This window comes from Bordetella hinzii LMG 13501 (assembly GCF_001548475.1).
Classification (GTDB): domain Bacteria; phylum Pseudomonadota; class Gammaproteobacteria; order Burkholderiales; family Burkholderiaceae_B; genus Bordetella; species Bordetella hinzii.
In genome coordinates this window covers 125,442-146,384 of the sequence record NZ_LRUJ01000007.1, presented here as the reverse complement: position 1 = coordinate 146,384, position 20,943 = coordinate 125,442, and the positions used below count along the sequence as shown (strand labels likewise).

23 protein-coding genes are annotated in these 20,943 nt (G+C 67.3%); 11 read left to right on the top strand and 12 right to left on the bottom strand.

What is annotated here, in order from left to right:
- Nucleotides 1-68: 68 nt before the first annotated feature.
- The 5 genes from AXA74_RS07075 to xerC are packed head-to-tail and all read left to right on the top strand — an operon-like array spanning nt 69 to nt 4,407.
- The gene (locus AXA74_RS07075; protein WP_029579854.1) at nt 69-923 is read left to right on the top strand and encodes a lysophospholipid acyltransferase family protein; all 855 of its coding nucleotides are present in this window, start codon (nt 69-71) and stop codon (nt 921-923) included.
- Entirely contained in the window at nt 920-1,813 is an 894-nt protein-coding gene (locus tag AXA74_RS07070) for a lysophospholipid acyltransferase family protein (protein ID WP_029579855.1), read from the top strand. Before AXA74_RS07075 ends, AXA74_RS07070 begins: the two co-directional genes overlap by 4 nt.
- A gap of 24 nt (nt 1,814-1,837) precedes the next feature.
- The gene (dapF, locus tag AXA74_RS07065) at nt 1,838-2,734 is read left to right on the top strand and encodes a diaminopimelate epimerase (protein WP_029579856.1); all 897 of its coding nucleotides are present in this window, start codon (nt 1,838-1,840) and stop codon (nt 2,732-2,734) included.
- 24 nt (nt 2,735-2,758) lie between these two features.
- Nucleotides 2,759-3,427 (top strand): DUF484 family protein, encoded by a 669-nt coding sequence (locus AXA74_RS07060; RefSeq protein ID WP_029579857.1) that lies wholly within the window; start codon nt 2,759-2,761, stop codon nt 3,425-3,427.
- An 8-nt stretch (nt 3,428-3,435) separates the two neighbouring features.
- Nucleotides 3,436-4,407, top strand: coding sequence for a tyrosine recombinase XerC (xerC, locus tag AXA74_RS07055; RefSeq protein WP_032979206.1), 972 nt, complete (start codon nt 3,436-3,438; stop codon nt 4,405-4,407).
- Between the two features lie 10 nt (nt 4,408-4,417).
- Here the strand turns inward: xerC and AXA74_RS07050 are convergent, their stop codons facing one another.
- The 6 genes from AXA74_RS07050 to AXA74_RS07025 form a co-directional block, all read right to left on the bottom strand.
- Nucleotides 4,418-6,445 carry a TonB-dependent receptor domain-containing protein gene (locus AXA74_RS07050; protein WP_029579859.1) on the bottom strand — a complete coding sequence of 676 codons (2,028 nt, stop codon included), beginning with the start codon at nt 6,443-6,445 and terminating at the stop codon, nt 4,418-4,420.
- 87 nt (nt 6,446-6,532) lie between these two features.
- Nucleotides 6,533-7,471, bottom strand: a complete 939-nt coding sequence (locus AXA74_RS07045) for a nickel/cobalt transporter (protein ID WP_032958585.1) — start codon at nt 7,469-7,471, stop codon at nt 6,533-6,535.
- On the bottom strand, nt 7,468-8,094 hold the full coding sequence (locus AXA74_RS07040; RefSeq protein WP_230584608.1) for a DUF1007 family protein: 627 nt from the start codon (nt 8,092-8,094) through the stop codon (nt 7,468-7,470). The genes AXA74_RS07045 and AXA74_RS07040 overlap by 4 nt, the downstream gene beginning before the upstream one ends.
- Nucleotides 8,094-9,023: a metal ABC transporter substrate-binding protein gene (locus AXA74_RS07035; RefSeq protein ID WP_080666568.1), complete on the bottom strand. Its 930-nt coding sequence runs from the start codon at nt 9,021-9,023 to the stop codon at nt 8,094-8,096. The genes AXA74_RS07040 and AXA74_RS07035 overlap by 1 nt, the downstream gene beginning before the upstream one ends.
- A gap of 2 nt (nt 9,024-9,025) precedes the next feature.
- Entirely contained in the window at nt 9,026-9,901 is an 876-nt protein-coding gene (locus tag AXA74_RS07030) for a metal ABC transporter permease (RefSeq protein ID WP_029579863.1), read from the bottom strand.
- Nucleotides 9,898-10,605 carry a metal ABC transporter ATP-binding protein gene (locus tag AXA74_RS07025; protein WP_172899598.1) on the bottom strand — a complete coding sequence of 236 codons (708 nt, stop codon included), beginning with the start codon at nt 10,603-10,605 and terminating at the stop codon, nt 9,898-9,900. Before AXA74_RS07025 ends, AXA74_RS07030 begins: the two co-directional genes overlap by 4 nt.
- Before the next feature lie 216 nt (nt 10,606-10,821).
- Here AXA74_RS07025 and AXA74_RS07020 point away from each other — a divergent pair, with 216 nt between their 5' ends.
- The 5 genes from AXA74_RS07020 to hslU all read left to right on the top strand — a co-directional run bounded on the left by AXA74_RS07020 (nt 10,822) and on the right by hslU (nt 15,433).
- On the top strand, nt 10,822-11,319 hold the full coding sequence (locus AXA74_RS07020; protein ID WP_029579865.1) for a Fur family transcriptional regulator: 498 nt from the start codon (nt 10,822-10,824) through the stop codon (nt 11,317-11,319).
- A gap of 361 nt (nt 11,320-11,680) precedes the next feature.
- Nucleotides 11,681-12,796, top strand: coding sequence for a CobW family GTP-binding protein (locus AXA74_RS07015; RefSeq protein ID WP_032958772.1), 1,116 nt, complete (start codon nt 11,681-11,683; stop codon nt 12,794-12,796).
- Between the two features lie 119 nt (nt 12,797-12,915).
- Nucleotides 12,916-13,380: an RNA polymerase-binding protein DksA gene (gene dksA, locus AXA74_RS07010; RefSeq protein WP_005016992.1), complete on the top strand. Its 465-nt coding sequence runs from the start codon at nt 12,916-12,918 to the stop codon at nt 13,378-13,380.
- Between the two features lie 152 nt (nt 13,381-13,532).
- On the top strand, nt 13,533-14,072 hold the full coding sequence (hslV, locus tag AXA74_RS07005) for an ATP-dependent protease subunit HslV (RefSeq protein WP_029579867.1): 540 nt from the start codon (nt 13,533-13,535) through the stop codon (nt 14,070-14,072).
- Between the two features lie 26 nt (nt 14,073-14,098).
- Nucleotides 14,099-15,433, top strand: a complete 1,335-nt coding sequence (hslU, locus tag AXA74_RS07000; RefSeq protein ID WP_029579868.1) for an ATP-dependent protease ATPase subunit HslU — start codon at nt 14,099-14,101, stop codon at nt 15,431-15,433.
- Nucleotides 15,434-15,494: 61 nt separating this feature from the next.
- Here the strand turns inward: hslU and AXA74_RS06995 are convergent, their stop codons facing one another.
- Nucleotides 15,495-15,800: a copper-binding protein gene (locus tag AXA74_RS06995; RefSeq protein WP_032958598.1), complete on the bottom strand. Its 306-nt coding sequence runs from the start codon at nt 15,798-15,800 to the stop codon at nt 15,495-15,497.
- Nucleotides 15,801-15,973: 173 nt separating this feature from the next.
- Between AXA74_RS06995 and AXA74_RS06990 the strand changes: the two genes are divergently transcribed.
- Nucleotides 15,974-16,537, top strand: coding sequence for a cob(I)yrinic acid a,c-diamide adenosyltransferase (locus AXA74_RS06990; RefSeq protein WP_029579870.1), 564 nt, complete (start codon nt 15,974-15,976; stop codon nt 16,535-16,537).
- A 33-nt stretch (nt 16,538-16,570) separates the two neighbouring features.
- Here AXA74_RS06990 and lipA read toward each other — a convergent pair whose 3' ends face one another.
- From lipA to AXA74_RS06965, 5 genes are all read right to left on the bottom strand, one after another.
- Nucleotides 16,571-17,566 carry a lipoyl synthase gene (lipA, locus tag AXA74_RS06985; RefSeq protein ID WP_032958600.1) on the bottom strand — a complete coding sequence of 332 codons (996 nt, stop codon included), beginning with the start codon at nt 17,564-17,566 and terminating at the stop codon, nt 16,571-16,573.
- A 56-nt stretch (nt 17,567-17,622) separates the two neighbouring features.
- Entirely contained in the window at nt 17,623-18,282 is a 660-nt protein-coding gene (lipB, locus tag AXA74_RS06980) for a lipoyl(octanoyl) transferase LipB (RefSeq protein WP_032971713.1), read from the bottom strand.
- A 9-nt stretch (nt 18,283-18,291) separates the two neighbouring features.
- Nucleotides 18,292-18,567 (bottom strand): YbeD family protein, encoded by a 276-nt coding sequence (locus AXA74_RS06975; protein WP_029579873.1) that lies wholly within the window; start codon nt 18,565-18,567, stop codon nt 18,292-18,294.
- A gap of 54 nt (nt 18,568-18,621) precedes the next feature.
- The gene (locus AXA74_RS06970) at nt 18,622-19,488 is read right to left on the bottom strand and encodes a D-amino acid aminotransferase (RefSeq protein ID WP_029579874.1); all 867 of its coding nucleotides are present in this window, start codon (nt 19,486-19,488) and stop codon (nt 18,622-18,624) included.
- 103 nt (nt 19,489-19,591) lie between these two features.
- The gene (locus AXA74_RS06965; protein WP_029579875.1) at nt 19,592-20,863 is read right to left on the bottom strand and encodes a D-alanyl-D-alanine carboxypeptidase family protein; all 1,272 of its coding nucleotides are present in this window, start codon (nt 20,861-20,863) and stop codon (nt 19,592-19,594) included.
- Nucleotides 20,864-20,943 lie beyond the last annotated feature (80 nt).

Below are 20,943 nucleotides of genomic sequence, written 5' to 3'. Positions count from 1 at the left end.
ACCCTGCCGGCCGTGTCGTTTTTACGGACGGATCCGCGGCCGGTCTCGCCACCCTTTATCCCGAATACATGCTGCTCGCCTTTTTCCGCTTTCTTGCCGTCCTGCCCCTGCCGCTGCTGCAGGCACTTGGACGGGGCCTGGGCAGGCTGGCCTATGCCTGGCCGGGGAAATACCGCCAGCGACTGCGGGCCAATGCCGCCCAGGCAGGCTATCCGGCCCCGGCCTTCGCCCGGCGCGCGGCCGGCGAGATCGGCGCCATGGTCCTCGAATCGCCCTGGATCTGGTTCCGCGAGGCCGAAAGCCTGCGCAAGGCCCGGGTAGACGAGGCCAATGCCGCGGTCGTCGACACGGCGCTCGCCGAAGGGCGCGGCATCCTCTTTCTCACGCCTCACCTCGGCGGCTTCGAGATCACGGCCCGCTACCTGGCGCGCAAAATGCCGCTGACCGTCATGTTCCGTCCGCCGCGCAAGGCCATCCTCGGCCCCCTGCTGGAGACAGCACGCAACAACTCCGCCATGCACGCCGTGCCGGCCAATATGCAGGGCGTGCGCGAATTCGTGCGCGCCCTGCGCCGCGGCGAGGCGGTGGGCCTGCTGCCCGACCAGGCGCCCGGCGTGGGCGAAGGCGTGTGGGCGCCTTTCTTCGGGCGCATGGCATACACCGTGACTCTGCCCGGCAAACTCGCCACCCAGGCCCGCGTGCCCATCATTCTGTGCGCGGCCCGGCGCCTGCCGCGGGGCCAGGGCTGGCAGCTGGACTTCATGCGCGTGCCCGAACCCCTGCCCGAAGACCCGCAAGCCCAGGCCGCGCTGCTCAATCACAGCATGGAAACACTGATCCGCCGCTACCCCGAGCAATATCTCTGGGGCTATAACCGGTACAAGACGCCGCGCGGCGCGCCACCCGCCCCGACTGCCTCATGAGTTCCGACTTCAAGACCCGTGCCCTGACCGGGCTGCTCCGCTGGTTCGGCCGCATGAGCCCGCGCGCGCGCCAGCGCGCCGGCGCCTGCGTGGGCTGGCTGGCGCGCTGCCTGGCGCGGTCGCGCGCCCGCATCGTGCGGCGCAACCTCGAGATCTGCTTTCCCGACCAAAGCCCGCAAACCCGCGAACAATGGGCCCGCGATCATTTCCGCGCCCTGGGCCAATCCATCGTCGATCGCGGCGTGCTCTGGTATGGCAGCCCCGAGGCCATCCGCGAGATGGCCAGCGTCAGCGGCGCCGAGACCATCAACGCGCTGGCCGCCTCCGGCCGCCCGGTCATCCTGCTCGCGCCGCATTTCATCGGCCTGGACGTCGCGGCCACCCGGCTCACCATGGAGGTGCCCAGCGGCGCCACCATGTACACCCCCCAGCGCGACCCGGCCGTTGACGCCATCGTGCGGGCCGGGCGCAAGCGCTTCAACGAGGTCTTCCTGGTCAGCCGCAAGGAGGGCGTGCGCGACCTGATCCGCCATTTCCGCGACGCCCGGCCGGTCTATTACCTGCCGGACATGGATTTCGGCCGCAATGGTTCGGTCTTCGTACCCTTTTTCGGCGTCCCCGCGGCCACCCTGGTCGCCACGGCGCAACTCGCGCGCAAATGGAACGCGGCGGTGCTGCCCGTGCTGGACTTCTGGGATCCGGCCAGCGGCCGCTACCATGTCGAAGTGCTGCCGCCGCTGGACGACTTCCCCGGCCAGGACAGCCTGGAGGAAGCCACCGCGCGCCTGAACCGCGAACTGGAAGGCTGGATCCGCCGCTGCCCGAGCCAGTATTACTGGGTGCACCGCCGTTTCAAGACACGCCCGGAGGGCTCGCCCAAGCTGTACTAGCGCCCGGCTGCCAGAAGATTCGGAATGGGGGATAATCCCTGCATGATCTGGAACTTCACCAAAATGCATGGCGCGGGCAACGACTTCGTCGTCCTCGATGGCGTGCGTCAAACCATAGAAATGACCCCGGAGCGCGCACGCGCCCTGGGCGACCGGCATTTCGGCGTGGGCGCCGACCAGATCCTGCTGGTCGAGCCCGCCACGCGCCCGGATGCGGATTTCCGCTATCGCATCTTCAACAATGACGGCAGCGAGGTCGAGCACTGCGGCAATGGCGCGCGCTGCTTCGTGCGCTTCGTGCATGAGCAGGGGCTCAGCGACAAGAACCCCCTGCGCGCCGAGATCGTAAGCGGCGTCATCGTGCTCGACGAGGGCGATGACGAGCAGGTCACCGTGGACATGGGCTCCACGCGCTTCGATCCCGCCGCCCTGCCCTTCGACGCCACCGGCCTGGCCCAGCGCCAACAGGGCCAGGACACGCTCTACACCCTGCCGCTGGACGGCGCCGAGGTCGAGATATCCGCCGTGGCCATCTCCAACCCGCATGCCGTGCAGGTGGTGGCCGACGTGGACCAGGCGCCGGTCGGCAGGCTCGGGCCGCAGATCGAATCCCATGCCCGTTTCGCCCGCCGCGTCAACGCCGGCTTCATGCAGATCGTGGATCGCCACGCGATCCGCTTGCGCGTCTATGAGCGCGGCGCGGGCGAGACCCTGGCCTGCGGCACCGGCGCTTGTGCCGCCGTGGCCGCAGGCATCCGTCGCGGCCTGCTCGACAGCCCCGTGCGCGTGCAGACCCGGGGCGGCGTGCTGACCATCGCCTGGGACGGCGCGCAGCTGCGCATGACCGGCCCGGCCGAGTCCGTCTTCCACGGCCAGATCGATATCGACAAACTGGTCTTTTCCATGGCGCTGAACCGCTGAGCGCGCCGCATCCATCAAGGCGACATGACCACCATTGATCCGAGCGCGCAAGACATCGCGCATTTCCTCCAGGAGCACCCCTCGTTCTTCGACGAGCATGCGGCGGTGTTCGCCACCCTGCATGTGCCCAATCCGCATGGCGGGCGCGCGATCTCGCTGGCCGAGCGCCAGATCCTCACCCTGCGCGAGCGCAATCGCAGCCTCGAATGGCGCCTGAACGAGCTGGTGCGCAATGCCGGCGAAAACGAAACCATCAGCCAGCAGGTGACGGCCTGGTCGGAGCGCCTGCTGCGCGAGACCGACCCGGGGCGCATCCCGGGCGAAATCACCCTGGGCCTGGCCGAACAGTTCAAGCTGGACCACGCCGGCCTGCGGCTGTGGAACCTGCCCGGCGTGGCGGGCGATGGCGGGCACGGCTATGGCGCCGCCGTCTCCGATGACGCGCGCACCTTCGCCGACAGCCTGAAGACGCCTTATTGCGGCACCGACACCGGTTTCGAGGCGGTGCGCTGGCTGGACGGCACGCCCAAGTCCCTGGCCCTGGTGGCGCTGCGGCTGCAGCCCGATGCCCCCAGCGTCGGCTTGCTGGTGCTGGGCTCGGACGACGCCACCCGCTTCACGCCCGAGATGGGCACGGCGTTTCTTGAGACCATCGGCCGCCTGGCCTCGGCCGCGCTGCAACGCCTGGCCTGAACCGGCCCATGGACCAGGATGCCCATGCCGCGCCGCTCGAAGCCTGGCTGCGGCATCTGCAGACGCAACGGCGCTATGCCGGACACACGATCGCCGCCTACCGCCGCGATCTCGCATCCCTGGCCGAACTCGCACGGCAGGCCGGCCTGCCGCTAGACGCCCTGTCCACCGGACATATACGCCAGGCGGTCGCGCGCCTGCACGCGCAAGGGCTGGGCCCGCGCAGCCTGGCGCGCCGGCTGGCGGCCTGGCGCGGCTTCTATCATTGGTGGGCCCCGCAACAGGGGCTGGCCAGCAACCCCGTGGCGGGCGTGCGCGCCCCCAAGGCACCGCGCTCCCTGCCCAAGGCGCTCTCGGTAGACCAGGCCCAAGCCCTGCTGGATCACGCGCCGGCCCGCCTGGCCACGGATCCGGCCGGCCTGCGCGATCACGCCATGTTCGAGCTGTTCTATTCCAGCGGCCTGCGCCTGTCGGAACTGGTGGGCCTGGATACCCACTACCAGCGCCATGCGGGCACGGAGCCGCGCGGCTGGCTCGACCGGGCGGAAGCCGAGGTCGTGGTGCTGGGCAAAGGCGGCAAGCGCCGCAGCGTGCCCGTGGGCGCCGCCGCGCTGGCCGCCCTGGACAAATGGCTGGCGGCGCGGGCCGCCCTGGTGGCACCCGCGACCCCGCCCGCCGATCGGCATGCGCTGTTCCTGGGCGCGCGCGGCGCGCGCATCTCGCCGCGCGTGGTCCAGCAGCAGCTGGCCCGCCTGGCCCAGGCCGCGGGCGTGCCCGCGCACGTGCATCCCCACGTCCTGCGCCACAGCTTCGCCAGCCATGTCCTGCAATCGGCCCAGGACCTGCGCGCCGTCCAGGAATTGCTGGGCCACGCCAATATCGCGACCACCCAGGTCTACACGAGGCTGGACTTCCAACACCTGGCCAAGGTCTATGACCAGGCGCATCCACGCGCCAACCGGAAAACCGGCAAGGACTGAAGCCGGCCCCTTAGTAGGTCATGCGTACGCCCAGCAACACCGAACGGCCGGGCAAGGGCGCCGAGGTGGCCAGAAAGGAAGCGTGGTTGTAGGCCAGCTTGTCCAGCAGGTTGTTGCCTCGCAGGTAGACGTCATACTGGGCCCCTGCCGCCTTGAAGCGATAGCTCACCACGGCGTTGACCATGGAATAGCCCGGCGTCTCGCTTTCATAGCTGGCGATGTCCTTCTGGCGGAACACATAGGCGTACTCGACGCCGCCCGACCATTGCTGCCACTTGAGATTGGCGCGCGCCCCCAGGCGGGCGGCGGGGATGCGCGGCAGATCGCCCTGCCCGCCCGTCAGCTTGCCGCGCACATAATCGCCGAACACGCCGGCCGAGAAAATGGACGTGAACTGATGCTTGATCTCGCCCTCCACGCCGGTGAACTCCGCGTCCTGCTGCGTGTACTCGATCAGGCGGAAATCCTCGAAGCGGTCCAGCGTGTTGGCATAGATATAGTTTTTGACACGATTGTGGAAGGCGCTCAGGCTGAAGGTGGTATCGCCTTCATGCTTGCGCAGCGTCAGGTCGATATTGCGCGAGGTCTCGCGGTCCAGCTTGGCATTGCCGATCTCGTAGGTATTGGTCGCCAGGTGCACGCCATCGGCATAGAGCTCCTGCGCCGAAGGCAGGCGCTGCGAGCGCGATACGGACAGCGCCAGCGAGTAGCGGGGGGCGAAATCCCAAATCGCCGCGGCCGACAGCGAAGTACCCGACAGGCTGGACTTCTCCTGCCCGCCCACGGGCGAGACGCTTTGCCAGTCCTGGCGCGCGCCGGCCTCGAAGCGCCAATCGGCCAGGCGGTACTCTTCGAGCAGGAAGATACCGTTGGCGCGCGTCTTGCTGCGGGGCAGGAAGGCTTCCTCCCCATCGGCGCGGAAATCACTGAAGGCCGTCTGCACGCCCATCACGCCGCGCAGCCCCATCCACGGCTTGTGCTCCAGCTCCAGGCGGGCGTCGAAACCTTCGTTCTTGAAGCGCGTGCCGACCTTGCCGCCTTCGATCTCATCATGCTGGTAGTCGGTGAAGCCGCTGCGAAAGCGCAATTTGGCAAAGCCGGGCAGCGGATCGAGGTATTCGGCGCGCAGATCGACACGGTTGCTGCGCAAGCGCACGTAGGGAATGTCGCCGTCCTCGCCATGGTCGTGGTCATGCGCCTCGCCGTCGTCATGGCCGTGGCCACCGCAGTGCAGATGATCGCCGTGCGGATGGCAACTCTCGTACTCGTGGTTGTGTCCGGGCAGGCCGTACTTGCTGTCGATATGCGTGAACGCCACGCCGACATAGCCGCGCGGCCCTATCCATGACATGCCGATCGAGCCCTGCGTGGATTCGCTGTACGAACCGGCCAGCTTGCCGCCGGGCCAGTCAGGCACCTCGTAGTCGCTGCTGCGGCGCTTGAGGCCCTCGACGCGCACGACGAAGTCGTCGGTGCCGCCCGTGATGCCGAAGACGCCGGCGCGCTCCTTGGTGCCCGTGGCGCCGCGCAGCTCGGCCTCGGCCGCCAGGCCGCCCTCGGGCTTTTCGGTCGGCACGCGCTTGTCGAGCACATTGACCACCCCGCCTATCGCGCCGCCGCCATAGCGCAGCGTGGCCGGTCCGCGCAGGACTTCGATACGGTCGGCCAGCAGCGGCTCGACGGTGGTGGCGTGATCGGGCGAAATGGCCGAAGCGTCCATCAATTGCGAGCCGTCGGAGAGCACGCTGACCCGCGGCGCCGTCTGTCCGCGGATGACGGGCCGGCTGGCGCCGCCGCCGAAGGTGTCCGCGTGTACGCCCGGCAGGCCATCGAGCGTGTCGCCCAGGGTTCCCTGGCGGCGTTCGACCAGTTCCTGGCCATCGAGGATGGTCGTCGGCAGGGCCGTGCTGTTCAAGTCCAGCCCGAGCGGATCCGCCGAGACAGTAATGGGGGCAAGCGCGGGCGCATCGCTTGCCTGGGCAAAGGCGGCGGGGGTGGCGAATGCCAGGGTCAGCGCAACATGGCGGGAGAGCCTCATTCCTCTTTCCTAAATGTTATATCATTCCAATTTGGAACGAGAATGATATAACATTCCATATCGAAGGCAAGAAAAAACGGAGCAAACTCAGCCCGCCCCGGCGATCTGCCCTCCCAGCAGCAACAGTCCCAGCACAAAGACCGCCAGCGCCGCCAGCGACTCGATGCCATACCGCAGCCGGGCGGCCGCGCGCGGCGACAAGCGCGGGCTGGCGGTCAGCGCCCGGCGCGACCAAGCCGCCGCCATGGCGAGCAGGGCCACGGTCAGGCCGGTGCCCAGGCCCATGGCCAAGGCGGCCACCATGCCCGCGCCGAACATGCCTTGCGACAAGGCGAACACCAGCACAATGAGCGCGCCGCTGCAGGGCCGCAGGCCCACGGCCGCGATCGCCGTCCAGGCGCGGCGCCAATCCAGCCGGCCGCTCATCAGCGACAAAGGCGGCACATGGCCGCAGCCGCAGGCCGCATGGTGCAGATGGCGCCGGGCGCCGCGCGGCGCGCTCCCCCAGGGGCGGATGGCCTTGACCCACAGCAGCCATGCTCCCAGGGCCACGATGAGCCCATGGGACGCCGTCTCCAGCCACTGCGTGCCCGCATTCATGACCTGGGCGGTCACATTCAGGCCCCCCGCCAACAAGGCCACCATCAGGATGGCGACCACGGCCTGCACCAGCGCCGAGAACAAGGCCAGCACGGCGCCATTGCGCGCGCTTTGGTGGTTGGCCAGCACGAAAGCCGAGATCACGGCCTTGCCATGCCCCGGGCCCAGCGCATGGAAGACGCCATAGGCAAAGGACAGGCCGACCAGCAGCCAGGAGCCTTCCTGCTGCCAGGCGCGCACGGCGCTGGTGAGCTGGCGATAGAAATGCGATTGCCAGACCGAGACCTGCGCAAACCACTGCGCCAGCCAGCCGCCCGTGGGCGCCGCGCTTTCGGGCACGGCGAAGGGATGGGATTGCGCCCAGGACGGGCCGCCCGCCAGCAACAGGACCGCCATCAAGACGGCCAGGCACAGCCCGCGCCTCATGGACAGCGCAACTCGTTGCGATGCGTCAGGCCCTTGGTGATGGCGAACAGCTCGTCCGGCAAGGTATCGACATCGGAAGGGATGGCCGCCAGCTGCTGCAGGGTCTTCCAGTCCAGCGCCTGCGGCGGCCGATAACTCTGCCGGCAATTGGCCGGCGCATCGCGCAGGCGCCAGGCCTGGGGCGCATCGAAGGCATAGGCCACGAAATACGTGGGATCGAAGACGTCGATGGTCAGGCCCTCGGGCCCCGGCGCCACCGGCTGGGCCAGCGGCAGGGTGAAGGACAAAGACAGGCGCTTGCCATCCCAGCCCACATCGCTGTCGCGCGGCGCGGCGAAGGCCAGCGTGGCCCCCTGCCGCATGATCCGCGTGAAGTAATGCGATATCGGCTCGCCCAGCGAGGCCATCCAGTCCTTCGCCATGCGCTGGCGCGTGCCAGGCGACAGGCTGCCGTCGGCCTCGCGCGGCAAGCCTTGCGTGGCATAGGCGCCGAACATTTCATCAAAAAGCCAGGTCTGGCGCAGGGCCGACACCCTGCCCTGCGCATCGAAGACGACTTCGGCCTCGGCGTCTATCCACATATGAGGGTGGGCCCATCCCGCCAGCGGGGCCGACGCCAGCATCAAGGCCGCAAGGCCTCGGCCAATTGCTGCACATTCCATTCAAACATTCCCACATAGGTCGCGCCCGGTTGGCCGGGCTTGGCCAGCGCATCGGAATAAAGCGTACCACCGAGCCGGGTGCCGGATTCGCGCGCGACCTGCTCGGCCAGGCGCGCGTTGCCGATGTTCTCGATGAAAATGGCCGGCACCTGTTCGCGCTTGACCCGCTCGATGACGGCGGCAAACCCGGCGGCCGAAGGCTCGGACAGGGTCGACAGCCCCGCCACCGGAATGAAGCGCACGCCATAGGCGTCGCCGAAATAGCCGAAGGCATCATGGGTGCTGACCACTTTGCGGCGCGCCTCGGGAATGGCCGCGAAGGTCTGCCGCACCTTGGCCTGCAGGGCCTGCAGGCGGGCGACATAGGCCTCGGCGCGCTGGCGGTACTGTTCGGCGTGCGCCGGATCGGCCTGGCCCAGGGCGCGGCCGATATTGCGCGCGTAGATCATGCCATTGCGCAGGTCCTGCCAGGCATGCGGGTCCTGCGTGCCATGGTCGTGGCCATGATCATGATCGTGGCCGTCGTGATCATCGTGCGCTTCGGCGAAGCGGCGCGGCTTGACGCCCTCGGAGGCCGTCACCTGGCGCCCCTTGAAGCCCGAGGCCTCGACCAGGCGCGCCAGCCAGGGTTCGAAACCCAGGCCATTGACGACCAGCAGGCGGGCGCCGGCCAGCTTGCGCGAGTCGGCCGCGCTGGGCTCGAAGCCGTGGGCATCGCCGTCGGGCCCGATCAGGGTCTGCACCTCGACATCCGGGCCGCCGATCTCGGCGGTCATGTCCTGCAGGATGGAAAAGCTGGTGACCACCTTGACCGGCGCCGCCCAGGCCGCCGCGGCCGGCAGGACGGACAAAACGGCGATCGCCGCGCAACGCGCCCAGATAGGCTTCATGTTCACACCTCTTTGGAGAAAGCCGGCCCGTGCCGGCGGCGGCACAAGCCGCCTTGCGGGCCCAGCGTCAGGGAAAGGAGATAGACCAGGCCGGCGGCCAGGATGATGGCGGGCGAGGCCGCCAGGTCGAAATGAAAGGACGCCAGCAGGCCGGCCCACGAGGCCAGCGCGGCCAGACCCACGGCCAGGGGCATCTGCGTGGCCACCCGCCGCGCCCAGAAGCGGGCGGCCAGCGCCGGCAGCATCATCATGCCCACCACCATGAGCGTGCCCAGGATCTGGAAACCGGCGACCAGGTTGACGACGACCAGCGCCAGAAAACCGAAATGCGCCAGCCAGCCGCGGCCGCCGGCCGCGCGCAGAAACCCCGGATCGAAGCACTCGGCCACCAGCAGGCGGTAGAGGGCCGCCAGGCTGAAGAGGGTCAGGGTGCTGACCAGGCCGGCCAGCCACAGCGCGTCATTGCCCAGGCCCAGCACCGTGCCGAACAGCACATGCAGCAGATCGACGTTGGAGCCGCGCAGCGACACCAGCAGCACGCCCAGCGCCAGCGATATCAGGTAGAAGGCCGCGAAGCTGGCGTCCTCGCGCAGCGGCGTCAGCCGTGTCACCAGGCCGGACAGCAGGGCCACCGCCAGGCCCGTGACGATGCCCCCCGCCATCATGGCGCCCAGCGACAACCCGGACAGCAGATAGCCCGCGGCCACGCCGGGCAGGATGGCGTGCGACATGGCGTCGCCCATCAGACTCATGCGCCGCAGGACCAGGAACACGCCCAGCGGCGCGGCGCCGAACGCCAGCACCAACGCGCCGGCCAGCGCGCGCCGCATGAATCCGAAGTCGAAGAAAGGCGCCGCCAGCGCCTGCCACAGGCTCATGCGTACCCCAGGTGCCCGTGCGCCAGGCGCTCGGGCGCCAGCACCTCGGCGGTCGGCCCCCAGCCCAGCACCCGGCCGGACAAAAGCAGCGTCTGGCCGAAGTACTCCCTGACCAAGGCCATGTCATGCAGCACGGCGATGACGCTGCGCCCTTCGGCATTCAGGGCGCAAAGCAGGGCCATGAGCACGCGCGTGGTCTGCCCGTCCACGGCGGCGAACGGCTCATCGAGGATCAAGATGGGCGCGTCCTGCATCAAAAGGCGGGCGAAGAGCACGCGCTGCAGCTGTCCGCCCGACAAGGCCTGCAGCGGACGCTGCGCCAGCTGCTCCAGGCCCACCCGGCGCAGCGCGAGATGGGCCCGCGCGGTCTCGCCCTCGCCCACGGCGCGCCAGGCCCCGATCCGGCGCCAGCCGCCCAGCACGACGGCGTCGAGCACCGAAATCGGAAAATCGCGCTCCAGCTCGGCGGCCTGCGGCAGCCAGGCCACCGTGTCGCGGCCGCGCCGCAGCCGACCCGCCATGGGCGCCAGCACCCCGGCCAGGCCTTTGACCAGCGTCGACTTGCCCGCGCCATTGGGCCCCACGATGGCGGTCATGCAGCCGGGCGCAAACCGGCCGCTGACCTCGCGCACGGCGGGTTGTCCGCGCCAGCCGAAGGTGGCGCCTTCGAGCTCGATGGCCGCGGCGTTCAGGACATGGCCCATGCGAGCAGGCTCCAGATCAGCAGGGTGGCGGCCAAGGCCCAGCCCATGCGCCAGGCCACGCCATGGCGCAGGAGCGAAGACGAATAAAACAAGGACATGACGCAGCGGGGGTAGATAGTTTTATTATGTTATATCATAACAAATTGGGCGCCAGACCCCGCGGCAAGAGGTTTTCTGATACCTTCGCCTCATTCCTGAACCGCCCCGAACCCTTATATGTCAGCCCCTGCCCGCAACAGCCGCGCCGACGCCGTCGGCGAGCAACTCCGCCTGGCCGAATCGCTCTGTGCCGAGCGCGGCCGCCGGTTGACGCCCATCCGCCGCAAAGTCCTGGAGCTGCTGCTCACCCATGGCCGCAGCCTGAAAGCGTATGAGCTGCTGGAAGCCATGCGCGCCGTGCATCCGGGCGCGGCCCCGCCGACGGTCTACCGCGCCCTGGACTTCCTGATGGACGAAGGGCTCATCCACCGGCTGGACGCGGTCAACGCCTGGACCGCCTGCCACGACGCCGCGGGCGCCCCGCACGACCTGCTGGTGGTCTGTACGGGTTGCGGCGCGGTGGCCGAAGTCAGCGACCCGGCCATGAGCCGGCAACTTGCCGAGCGCGTGGCCCAGACCGGCTTCGCCCTGGCCACGCACGAGACCGAAATCCGCGCCCTCTGCCCCCAATGCCAGAAGAAAGCGCCGGCCGCGCCCCACCCTCACCACCACTAGTTCCGTCCCCTCTTGAAATCGGCGGACTTGCCCCCATTTGCAGGGATTACCCGATATTGGTCGGCTAAGGGCCGCGATCTGCGCCAAAAAAGACGCTAGGGCTGTTACGGGGTTTGCCCCTGGCAGCCGACTGTGCTGTAATCCTGCGTCCGGTCGCGATTGACTGCCCAGTGCAGACCCATCTCGGCAGCCCCAACTCAAGCCGCGAGTTGTCGCATTCACGTCGCAGGCGAGGGCTGGCACCGCGCGGGGCTCACCCCCCGGCAAGCCAGCCGCAGGCGGCGGCTCTAACGATATGGCAGACGCCTATCGGGCCAGCATATTGCCCACCCCGCAGCCGATTTACGCATCCAGCATCGCCATGAACACCCCGCGCAGTTTGGACAAAATGGTTCCCGTCACGATCCTCACCGGCTTCCTCGGTGCAGGCAAGACCACCCTGCTCAAGCGCATCCTCACCGAATTCCACGGCCGCCGCGTCGCCGTCATCGAAAACGAATTCGGGCCCGAGAGCATCGACAACGACCTGCTGGTGCAAGACAGCGACGAGGAGATCATCGAGCTGTCCAACGGCTGCGTCTGCTGCACGGTGCGCGGCGACCTGATGCGCACGCTCAACGACCTGCGCGTCAAGCGCGAGGCCGGCCAGCTCGCCTTCGAGCGCGTCATCATCGAGACCACCGGCATGGCCAACCCCGGCCCGGTGTGCCAGACCTTCTTCATGGACGACGACATCGCCGAGTACTATCGCCTGGACGCGGTGGTGACGGTGGTCGACGCCAAGCATGGCATGGCCACGCTCGATGCCCAGACCGAGGCCCAGAAGCAGGTCGGTTTCGCCGACCGCATCCTGGTGTCCAAGCGCGACCTGGTCAACGACGCCGACTACGAAGCCCTGCGTGCCCGCCTGCTGCGCATCAACCCGCGCGCGCCGATCACGCCGGTGCATTTCGGCGAGGCCGACCTGAAGTCCATCATCGACATCAGCGGCTTCAACCTGAACTCCATCCTGGACATCGACCCGGACTTCCTGGCCGACGAGCATCCGGATGCCAAGCATGCGCATGACCATCATGACCATGATCACGGCCATGGCCACGATCACGACCATGACCACGAAGGCGAATGCGGCGCGCATTGCAACCACGGCCATCACCATCATCACCACCAGCACGACGACGAGATCGGCGCCTTCGTGTTCCGCTCGAACAAGCCTTTCGATCCGGCGCGCCTGGAGGAATTCCTGGGTGGCGTGGTGCAGGTGTACGGCCCGGACCTGATGCGCTACAAGGGTATCTTGTACATGAAGGGCATCAACCGCCGCATGCTGTTCCAGGGCGTGCACATGATGATGGGCGCCGAGCCCGGCAAACCCTGGACCGCCGCCGAGAAGCCGTCCACCAAGATGGTCTTCATCGGCCGCAAATTGCCGCAGGAGATTTTCACCCGCGGCCTTGAACAGTGCCTGGTGGGCTGACGCCCGTCCCGGACCCGTAGAACCGTACTGCAAGGAAAACCTTAGCGCCAGTACACAACAGGCCTGCCGGGCGGCATCCCAGGATGCCGCTACGGATTGATTCATAGTGGAGTGTTTTCATGGCTACGAAGGCAGCAACCAAGAAATCAAGCAAGTCGACGAGCGATACGGCGATTGATCTGCCCAGCGAAGAAGAATTGCTGGCCATGCCCGAGTCCGACTATATGAACGAGCGCCAGCTGGCGTTCTTCAAAGAGCGGCTCAAACAACTCGAACAGGACATCCTGGCCAATGCCGGGGAGACCACCGAGCACTTGCGCGAAACCCAATTCGTGCCCGATCCGGCCGACCGCGCCACCATCGAAGAAGAACACGCCCTGGAGCTGCGCACGCGCGACCGCGAGCGCAAGCTCCTGAAGAAGGTGCAGCAGGCCATCGCCCGCATCGATAGCGGCGAATACGGCTGGTGTGAGGAAACCGGCGAGCCCATCGGCGTTCCGCGCCTGCTGGCCCGCCCGACCGCCACGCTGTCGCTGGAAGCCCAGGAGCGCCGCGAAATGCGCCAGAAGCTCTACGGCGACTGATCTGTCCCCAGGGCCGATAGGGGCTATGCTGGTGCAAACCGGCATAGCCCTTTTTGTTTGCCGCCCGAGGCATAAAAAAGGGGCCGCTTGCAGGCGCCGCCTTGAAATGCAGGACGGGCGCCCCCAGATACGTCCTTCAAAGGAAGGAAAGCATGGAACAATTTCACGCCACCACCATTGTGTGCGTCCGCCGCGGCAACCGTGTCGCGCTGGGCGGAGACGGCCAGGTGACCCTGGGCAATATCGTCATCAAGGGCACGGCACGCAAGATCCGCCGCCTCTACCATGACAAGGTGCTCGCGGGCTTTGCCGGCGCCACCGCCGATGCCTTCACGCTGCAAGAGCGTTTCGAGGCCAAGCTGGAAAAACACCAAGGCCACCTGATGCGCGCCGCAGTCGAGCTCACGCGCGACTGGCGCACCGACCGCGTGCTGCGCCGGCTCGAAGCCATGCTCATCGTGGCCGACGCCGAACACACCCTCGTGCTCACCGGCAACGGCGATGTGCTGGAGCCCGAACATGGCCTGGCCGCCATCGGGTCGGGCGGCGCCTATGCGCAGTCGGCCGCGCTGGCCCTGCTGCGCAATACGGAACTGGCGCCGGAAGCCATCGTCAAGCAGTCGCTGGAAATCGCCGGCGACCTGTGCATCTACACCAATCAGAATCACGTGATTGAAACGCTGGGCGGCTGACGCCGCCCGGCCCGAGGACCCAAGCCATGTCCGCATCGACCATGACGCCCGGAGAGATCGTCTCCGAACTCGACAAGTACATCATCGGCCAGAACCGCGCCAAGCGCGCGGTGGCCGTGGCCCTGCGCAACCGCTGGCGCCGCCAGCAGGTCGCCGAGCCCCTGCGCCACGAAATCCATCCCAAGAACATCCTGATGATCGGCCCGACGGGCGTGGGCAAGACCGAAATCGCCCGCCGCCTGGCCAAGCTGGCCAACGCGCCCTTCATCAAGATCGAGGCCACCAAGTTCACCGAAGTGGGCTATGTGGGCCGCGACGTCGACACCATCATCCGCGACCTGACCGAATACTCGATCAAGCAGACGCGCGAACTGGAAATGCGGCGCGTGCGCAGCCATGCCGAAGACGCCGCCGAAGACCGCATCCTCGATGCACTGGTGCCGCCGGCGCGCAACGCCATGGGCGAACCGCAGCGCGACGACAGCAACACCACGCGGCAGACCTTCCGCAAGCGCCTGCGCGAAGGCTCGCTGGATGATCTCGAGATCGAAATCGAGATCGCCCAGCCCATGCCGCAGCTCGATGTCATGACCCCGCCCGGCATGGAAGACATGGCCGAGCAGCTGCGCGGCATGTTCGCCGGCCTGGCGCGCGACAAGACCAAGCCCAAGAAGATCAAGGTCAAGGAGGCCTTCAAGCTCATCGTCGAAGAAGAAGCGGGCAAGCGCATCAACGAAGACGATTTGCGCGCCGCGGCCATCGCCAATGTAGAGCAGAACGGCATCGTCTTCCTGGACGAGATCGACAAGATCGCCGCCCGCCAGGAAAGCGGCGGCGCCGATGTGTCGCGCCAGGGCGTGCAGCGGGACCTGCTGCCGCTGGTCGAAGGCACCACGGTCAACACCCGCTACGGCATGGTGCGCACCGACCACATCCTCTTCATTGCCTCGGGCGCCTTCCATCTGTCGCGCCCCTCGGACCTGATCCCCGAGCTGCAGGGCCGCTTCCCGATCCGGGTTGAGCTGGACTCGCTGTCGGCCGAGGACTTCGTGCGCATTCTGTCGGAAACCGATGCCTCGCTGGTCAAGCAGTATTCGGCCCTGCTGGCCACCGAAGACGTGCACCTGGAGTTTACCGAGGAGGGCATCAAGCGTCTGGCCGAGCTGGCCTTCTCGGTCAACGAGCGCACCGAAAACATCGGCGCCCGCCGCCTGTACACCGTGATGGAAAAGCTGCTCGAAGAGTTGTCTTTCGATGCCACCGCCAACAGCGGCCGCGCGGTCAAGATCGATGCGGCCTATGTGGAGTCGCAGCTCTCGGAAGCCGCGGCCAGCCAGGACCTGGCGCGCTACGTGCTCTGACAGCGTCCGCGCCGACGGAACCCCGGCCATTGGGCCGGGGTTTTTTTTGCCTGGCGGCCCCCTATTTCGAGATCTCGGTCACCACGTACTTGCCGTCCTTGCGGGTCGCGGTGAAGCGGACTTTATCACCGGGCTTGATATTGTTCAGCAAGGCTGGCGCGGCCTGGTAGACCAGGGTCATGGCCGGCAGGTCCAGGGCGGCGATCGCATCATGCTTGAGCGTGACCGTGCCCGCCGAAGCGTCGACCCGCCTGACCTCGCCGCTGGCCTGGGCGGATTGCGCCAGGACCTGGGGACTGGCCAGGCTGACGAAGGCCATGGCCGTCGTCATGGCCATGGACATGGTGTGTTTGCGCGAAAACGCCATAATGAAAACCTCCTGCCAGGCCCGGACCGGGCCTTCGCCTCAAGAATACCGCGATCACGGCGCCTCCGATCCGCACCAAACGCAGCCAAGCACTGCGATTCGCAACATTCATGACAATCCGCTGCGTATCCTAGAATAGCGGGCCCCGCCTCCCAACCCACAAGGACCCCGCCATGGCAAACCGCCTCTCCGTCATCGCCACCCGCACCGGGGATGACGGCACCACCGGACTGGGCGACGGCAGCCGCGTCGCCAAGGATGACGCCCGCATCATCGCGATGGGTGATGTGGATGAATTCAATAGCGCGCTGGGCTTGTTGCGCTGCGAAGCGCTACCCGATGCCGTTTCATCCGACCTGCTGACCATGCAGCATGATCTCTTCGACATGGGCGCCGAACTCTGCATCCCCGGCCACGTCGCGCTCGCCGAAGACCAGGTGGCCTTCCTGGATGCGCGCCTGGCCTTCTATAACGCCGCCCTGCCCGCCTTGCGCGAATTCATCCTGCCCGGCGGCTCGCGTGCTTCCGCGCTGGCGCACCTGGCTCGCACGGCGGCCCGCCGCGCCGAGCGCTCGGTGATCACGCTGGCCGCCCAGGCCGTGGTCAACGCGCCGCTGCGCCAGTATCTGAACCGCAGCTCCGACCTGATGTTTGTGCTGGCCCGCTACCTCAACCAGGCGGCAGGCCAATCCGATATCTATTGGAGCAGCCGCCACGCGCGCAATACCGCCGGCTGAAATGCAAAGCGCCCCTTGCGGGGCGCTGCGGGATCAGTTCACGCCGGCGGCGTGCGCCTGCTCATCGGCATGGTAGGAAGAGCGCACCATGGCGCCCACCGCCGCGTGGCTGAAGCCCATGGCGTAGGCCTCGCGCTCGAACATGGCGAAGGTGTCCGGGTGCACATAGCGCAGCACCGGCAGGTGGTGTTCCGACGGCTGCAGATACTGGCCGATGGTGATCATATCCACATTGTGCGCGCGCATATCGCGCATGACGTCGAGGATTTCCTCGTCGGTCTCGCCCAGGCCCAGCATGAGGCCGGACTTGGTCGGCACGTCCGGATGCAGGGCCTTGAACTCGGCCAGCAGCTTGAGCGAATGCAGGTAATCCGACCCCGGACGCGCCTGCTTGTACAGACGGGGCACGGTTTCGAGGTTGTGGTTCATCACGTCGGGGGGGCCGGCATTGAGAATGCCCAGCGCCCGGTCCAGTCGGCCCCGGAAATCCGGCACCAGCACCTCGATGCGGGTGGTGGGGGAGAGTTCGCGGATCTTGGTGATGCATTCGACGAAATGCGCGGCGCCGCCATCGCGCAGGTCGTCGCGGTCCACCGATGTGATGACGACGTAGGAAAGCTTGAGGGCGGCGATGGTGCGCGCGAGGTTTTCCGGCTCTTGTGCGTCCAGCGGATCGGGGCGGCCATGACCCACATCACAGAAGGGGCAGCGGCGCGTGCACTTGTCGCCCATGATCATGAACGTGGCCGTGCCCTTGCCGAAGCACTCGCCGATATTCGGGCAGGAGGCTTCTTCGCATACCGTGTGCAGATTGTGCTCGCGCAGGATGCGCTTGATGTCGTAGAAACGCGAGCCCGGCGCCGCGGCGCGCACGCGGATCCACTCGGGTTTCTTCAGACGCTCGGCCGGAATCACCTTGATGGGAATGCGTGCCGTCTTGGCCTGCGATTTCTGCTTTTGCGTCGGATCGTAGGCGGACACAGCGCTGGCGCTGGTGTCGTTCGAGGGGGCATCAAGCGGCGTGGACATGGGACACCTTCTGGACCGCCTCGGGCGCGGCGGCCGGGAACAAAAATGGCATTTTACTACCCCGGCACCGGCGCGCCCGCCGCCCGTGCCCGCTGGCCCAGCCGCCTGGCGAGTTCGTCCGCCAGGGCCTGGCCCGCATCGCGCAGGCTACAGGATGCGCCGCAGGACGCCATGTCCGTGGTGCGCAGGCCTTCGTAGCCGCAGGGGTTGATACCGGAAAAAGGCGCCAGGTCCATGGCCACGTTCAAGGCCAGGCCATGATAGGCGCATCCATTGCGTATCTTGATGCCCAGGGCAGCGATCTTGGCCAGCTCGCCGCCGGGCTGCGCGACGTAGACGCCCGGCGCCCCGGGCTTGCGCTGCGCCGCGATGCCGGAGCGGCCCAGCACGGCGATGGCGGCGTCTTCGAGCAGCATGACGTAGTCGCGCACATACATGCCGGCGCGGCGCAGGTCGAACAAGGTGTAGGCCACGACCTGGCCCGGGCCATGATAGGTCACCTGGCCGCCGCGGTCGCAGCGCACCACCTCGATGCCGGCGGGATTCAGGATATGTTCGGCCAACCCGGCCTGCCCGAGGGTATAGACGGGCGCATGTTCGCACAGCCAGATCTCGTCGCGCGTGGCGGGCCCCCGGCCGGCCGTGAAGGCCTGCATGGCCTGCCAGACATCGGCATAGCCGGCGCCGGGCGCAAGCCAGGCGACCTTGACTTCCATGCCCACGGCTTACAGAACGATGGACACCATGGGGTGGCCATGCAGCGCGCGGTAAAGCGCATCGAGCTGTTCACGCGAGACAGCCCGCACGGTGAAGGTCAGGCCGAGATAATTGCCTCCCTTGCTGGGGCGCATCTCGACCGACGCCGGATCGAATTCAGGGTCGAACTGCAGGACGACTTCGGTCAGGGTCTGGGCGAAATCCGGGTGGTGCTTGCCCATCACCTTGATGGGAAAGTCAGACGGATATTCGATGAGGGAGTCTTCGGGGGGAATATGCATCATGAGCGTTTGCCTCGCCGCCGGATGGCACGCCGGCCATCCGGCCTGGGGCCGCGGTCAGAGCGCGGCGATACGGGCATCATAACCCGCGCGCAATAGGCGATAAACAGGGCCGGGCTTGCCGCCGCCCACCGGCTTGCCGTCGATCCGCGTCACGGGCAGCACTTCCTTGGTGGCCGAGGTCACCAGCACCTCATCGGCGCTTTCGACTTCGGCGCGCGGGATGGGCCGCGCCTCGAAGGGCACGCCGGCCTGCTCGGCCAATTCGGCCATGAGCCCGTAGCGGATGCCTTCGAGGATGAGGTTGTTCTTGGGCGGCGCCAGCAGCTTGCCATCGCGCACCACCCAGATATTGCTGGACGAGCCTTCGGTCAGGAAACCGTCGCGGTACTGGATCACTTCATCGACGCCGGCCTCGACGGCCTGCTGGCGGGCCAACACATTGCCCAGGAGCGACACGGACTTGATCTCGCAATGCAGCCAGCGCTCATCCTTGATGGACACGACCGCCACGCCCTGTTCGCGCTGCTGGGCCGAGGGAAGGACCATGGGCGTGACCATGCCGAAGACTGTCGGCGTGATGGCCTGGGCCGGAAAAGCATGATCGCGCTTGTAGACGCCGCGCGTGATCTGCAGGTAGACGATGCAGTCCTGGGTGGTCGCGCCGGCGATGAGCCGCTCGATCACGGCGGTCAGGGCCGCGCGGTCCATCGGCATGGGGATGCGGATGGCCGCCAGGCTGCGCTCGAGCCGGTTGAGGTGTTCGGCCATGCGGAAGGCCTTGCCGCGATAGGCCGGCACGACCTCGTAGATGCCATCGCCGAAGATGAAACCGCGATCCAGGACCGAAATCTTGGCCTGGTCGGCGCGGGTGAATTCGCCATTGAGATACACCAGGCTATCGCCCGGCATGCCCGGAATCATGAACAGCTCCTAGAAGGAAAGTGACCGCGTGGGCCATGAGGCGAACGGAGGGTTCCGTTCGCCGCTTACATGCCGGACATAGCTTACACCCGCGCGCGCGGGCTTACTGGAACCAGCGCCTGACGGTGTCGGCCATGCGGCCGAAGAAGCCGGCGCGCTCGACGTCCTCCTGGACGACCAGGGGTTCGACGCGCAGGACCTTGCCATCCAGGGTGAGCTGCAGCGTGCCCACTTGCTGGCCCTTGGCCAGCGGCGCGACCAGCGGGTCGGTACGCTGGGCAACGGGCTTGATCTCGCCGCCCTTGCCGCGCGGCACGGCCAGCCAGATGGGATTGGGCGGGCCGAGCTTGACGTTTTCGGCCTTGCCTTCCCAGACGCGCGCCTCCAGGCCGGGCTGGCTCTTGTCGTAGAGCTTGACCGTATCGAAGTTCTGGAAGCTCCAGTTCAGGAGCTTGAGGCTTTCTTCGGCGCGCGTGGATTCGCTGTCGGCGCCCACCAGCACGGTGAGCACGCGGCGGTCGCCGCGCAGGGCGGTGGACACCAGGCAGTAGCCAGCCGAATCGGTATGGCCCGTCTTCATGCCGTCGACCGAAGGATCGGCCCACAGCAGGCGGTTGCGGTTGGGCTGCGTGATCTTGTTGTAGGTGTAGCTCTTTTGCTTGTAGTAGTGGTAGTACTCGGGATGATCGGCCACCAAGTGCGTGGCCAGCGTGGCCAGGTCGCGCACCGTGGTGATGTGCTGCGGGTCGGGCAGGCCGGTGGCATTCATGAAGTGCGTGCCCTTCATGCCCAGGCGCGCGGCCTGTTCGTTCATGAGCGCGGCGAAGGCACTCTCGCTGCCGCCCACGGCTTCGGCCAGCGCCACCGAGGCGTCATTGCCGGACTGCACGATCATGCCCTGGATGAGCTCGTCGGCGGTCACGGGCTTGCGGGGCTCGATGAACATGCGCGAGCCGCCCGTGCGCCAGGCATGTTCGGACACGGGCACCTGCTGCTCCAGCGTCAGGCGTTTTTCGTCGAGGGCGTTGAACACGACGTAGGCCGTCATGATCTTGGTGAGCGAGGCGGGCTCGACCTTCTGGTCGGGATTGGAGGCGGCCAGCACTTGGCCGCTGTTGACATCGACCGTGATCCAGGCGCGCGCGGCGACGGTGGGCGCGGGCACCGAGGCCAGCTCGCCCACGGGCACCACCGTGCCCGCCGGCGCCGCCGTGGCCGGCGTGGCCACGGAAGTCGCGGGCGACACGGCGGCCGGGGCCTGTTGCTGGGCGGCGGCCGGCAGCGCGGCGGCCAGCATGACGGCCAGCACGGCACTCGAGATCACGCGACGGGAGAATACGGTAGGGGCAAGGGCAGATTGGGACAAGGTCTTCATCGGCTAGGAGGTTCAAAGAGGGCCGGCCGCGAGCACGGCGGCACAACATTATAGGCAGCGTATCCGACACAACCGCGGGC

Excerpts from the sequence above, each read along its gene's own strand:
- AXA74_RS07075 (WP_029579854.1), top strand. The coding sequence starts at position 69 with ATGCTGCTCGCCTTTTTCCGCTTTCTTGCCGTCCTGCCCCTGCCGCTG.
- AXA74_RS07070 (WP_029579855.1), top strand. The coding sequence starts at position 920 with ATGAGTTCCGACTTCAAGACCCGTGCCCTGACCGGGCTGCTCCGCTGG.
- dapF (WP_029579856.1), top strand. The coding sequence starts at position 1,838 with ATGGGGGATAATCCCTGCATGATCTGGAACTTCACCAAAATGCATGGC.
- AXA74_RS07060 (WP_029579857.1), top strand. The coding sequence starts at position 2,759 with ATGACCACCATTGATCCGAGCGCGCAAGACATCGCGCATTTCCTCCAG.
- xerC (WP_032979206.1), top strand. The coding sequence starts at position 3,436 with ATGGACCAGGATGCCCATGCCGCGCCGCTCGAAGCCTGGCTGCGGCAT.
- AXA74_RS07050 (WP_029579859.1), bottom strand. The coding sequence starts at position 6,445 with ATGAGGCTCTCCCGCCATGTTGCGCTGACCCTGGCATTCGCCACCCCC.
- AXA74_RS07045 (WP_032958585.1), bottom strand. The coding sequence starts at position 7,471 with ATGAGGCGCGGGCTGTGCCTGGCCGTCTTGATGGCGGTCCTGTTGCTG.
- AXA74_RS07040 (WP_230584608.1), bottom strand. The coding sequence starts at position 8,094 with ATGCTGGCGTCGGCCCCGCTGGCGGGATGGGCCCACCCTCATATGTGG.
- AXA74_RS07035 (WP_080666568.1), bottom strand. The coding sequence starts at position 9,023 with ATGAAGCCTATCTGGGCGCGTTGCGCGGCGATCGCCGTTTTGTCCGTC.
- AXA74_RS07030 (WP_029579863.1), bottom strand. The coding sequence starts at position 9,901 with ATGAGCCTGTGGCAGGCGCTGGCGGCGCCTTTCTTCGACTTCGGATTC.
- AXA74_RS07025 (WP_172899598.1), bottom strand. The coding sequence starts at position 10,605 with ATGGGCCATGTCCTGAACGCCGCGGCCATCGAGCTCGAAGGCGCCACC.
- AXA74_RS07020 (WP_029579865.1), top strand. The coding sequence starts at position 10,822 with ATGTCAGCCCCTGCCCGCAACAGCCGCGCCGACGCCGTCGGCGAGCAA.
- AXA74_RS07015 (WP_032958772.1), top strand. The coding sequence starts at position 11,681 with ATGAACACCCCGCGCAGTTTGGACAAAATGGTTCCCGTCACGATCCTC.
- dksA (WP_005016992.1), top strand. The coding sequence starts at position 12,916 with ATGGCTACGAAGGCAGCAACCAAGAAATCAAGCAAGTCGACGAGCGAT.
- hslV (WP_029579867.1), top strand. The coding sequence starts at position 13,533 with ATGGAACAATTTCACGCCACCACCATTGTGTGCGTCCGCCGCGGCAAC.
- hslU (WP_029579868.1), top strand. The coding sequence starts at position 14,099 with ATGTCCGCATCGACCATGACGCCCGGAGAGATCGTCTCCGAACTCGAC.
- AXA74_RS06995 (WP_032958598.1), bottom strand. The coding sequence starts at position 15,800 with ATGGCGTTTTCGCGCAAACACACCATGTCCATGGCCATGACGACGGCC.
- AXA74_RS06990 (WP_029579870.1), top strand. The coding sequence starts at position 15,974 with ATGGCAAACCGCCTCTCCGTCATCGCCACCCGCACCGGGGATGACGGC.
- lipA (WP_032958600.1), bottom strand. The coding sequence starts at position 17,566 with ATGTCCACGCCGCTTGATGCCCCCTCGAACGACACCAGCGCCAGCGCT.
- lipB (WP_032971713.1), bottom strand. The coding sequence starts at position 18,282 with ATGGAAGTCAAGGTCGCCTGGCTTGCGCCCGGCGCCGGCTATGCCGAT.
- AXA74_RS06975 (WP_029579873.1), bottom strand. The coding sequence starts at position 18,567 with ATGATGCATATTCCCCCCGAAGACTCCCTCATCGAATATCCGTCTGAC.
- AXA74_RS06970 (WP_029579874.1), bottom strand. The coding sequence starts at position 19,488 with ATGATTCCGGGCATGCCGGGCGATAGCCTGGTGTATCTCAATGGCGAA.
- AXA74_RS06965 (WP_029579875.1), bottom strand. The coding sequence starts at position 20,863 with ATGAAGACCTTGTCCCAATCTGCCCTTGCCCCTACCGTATTCTCCCGT.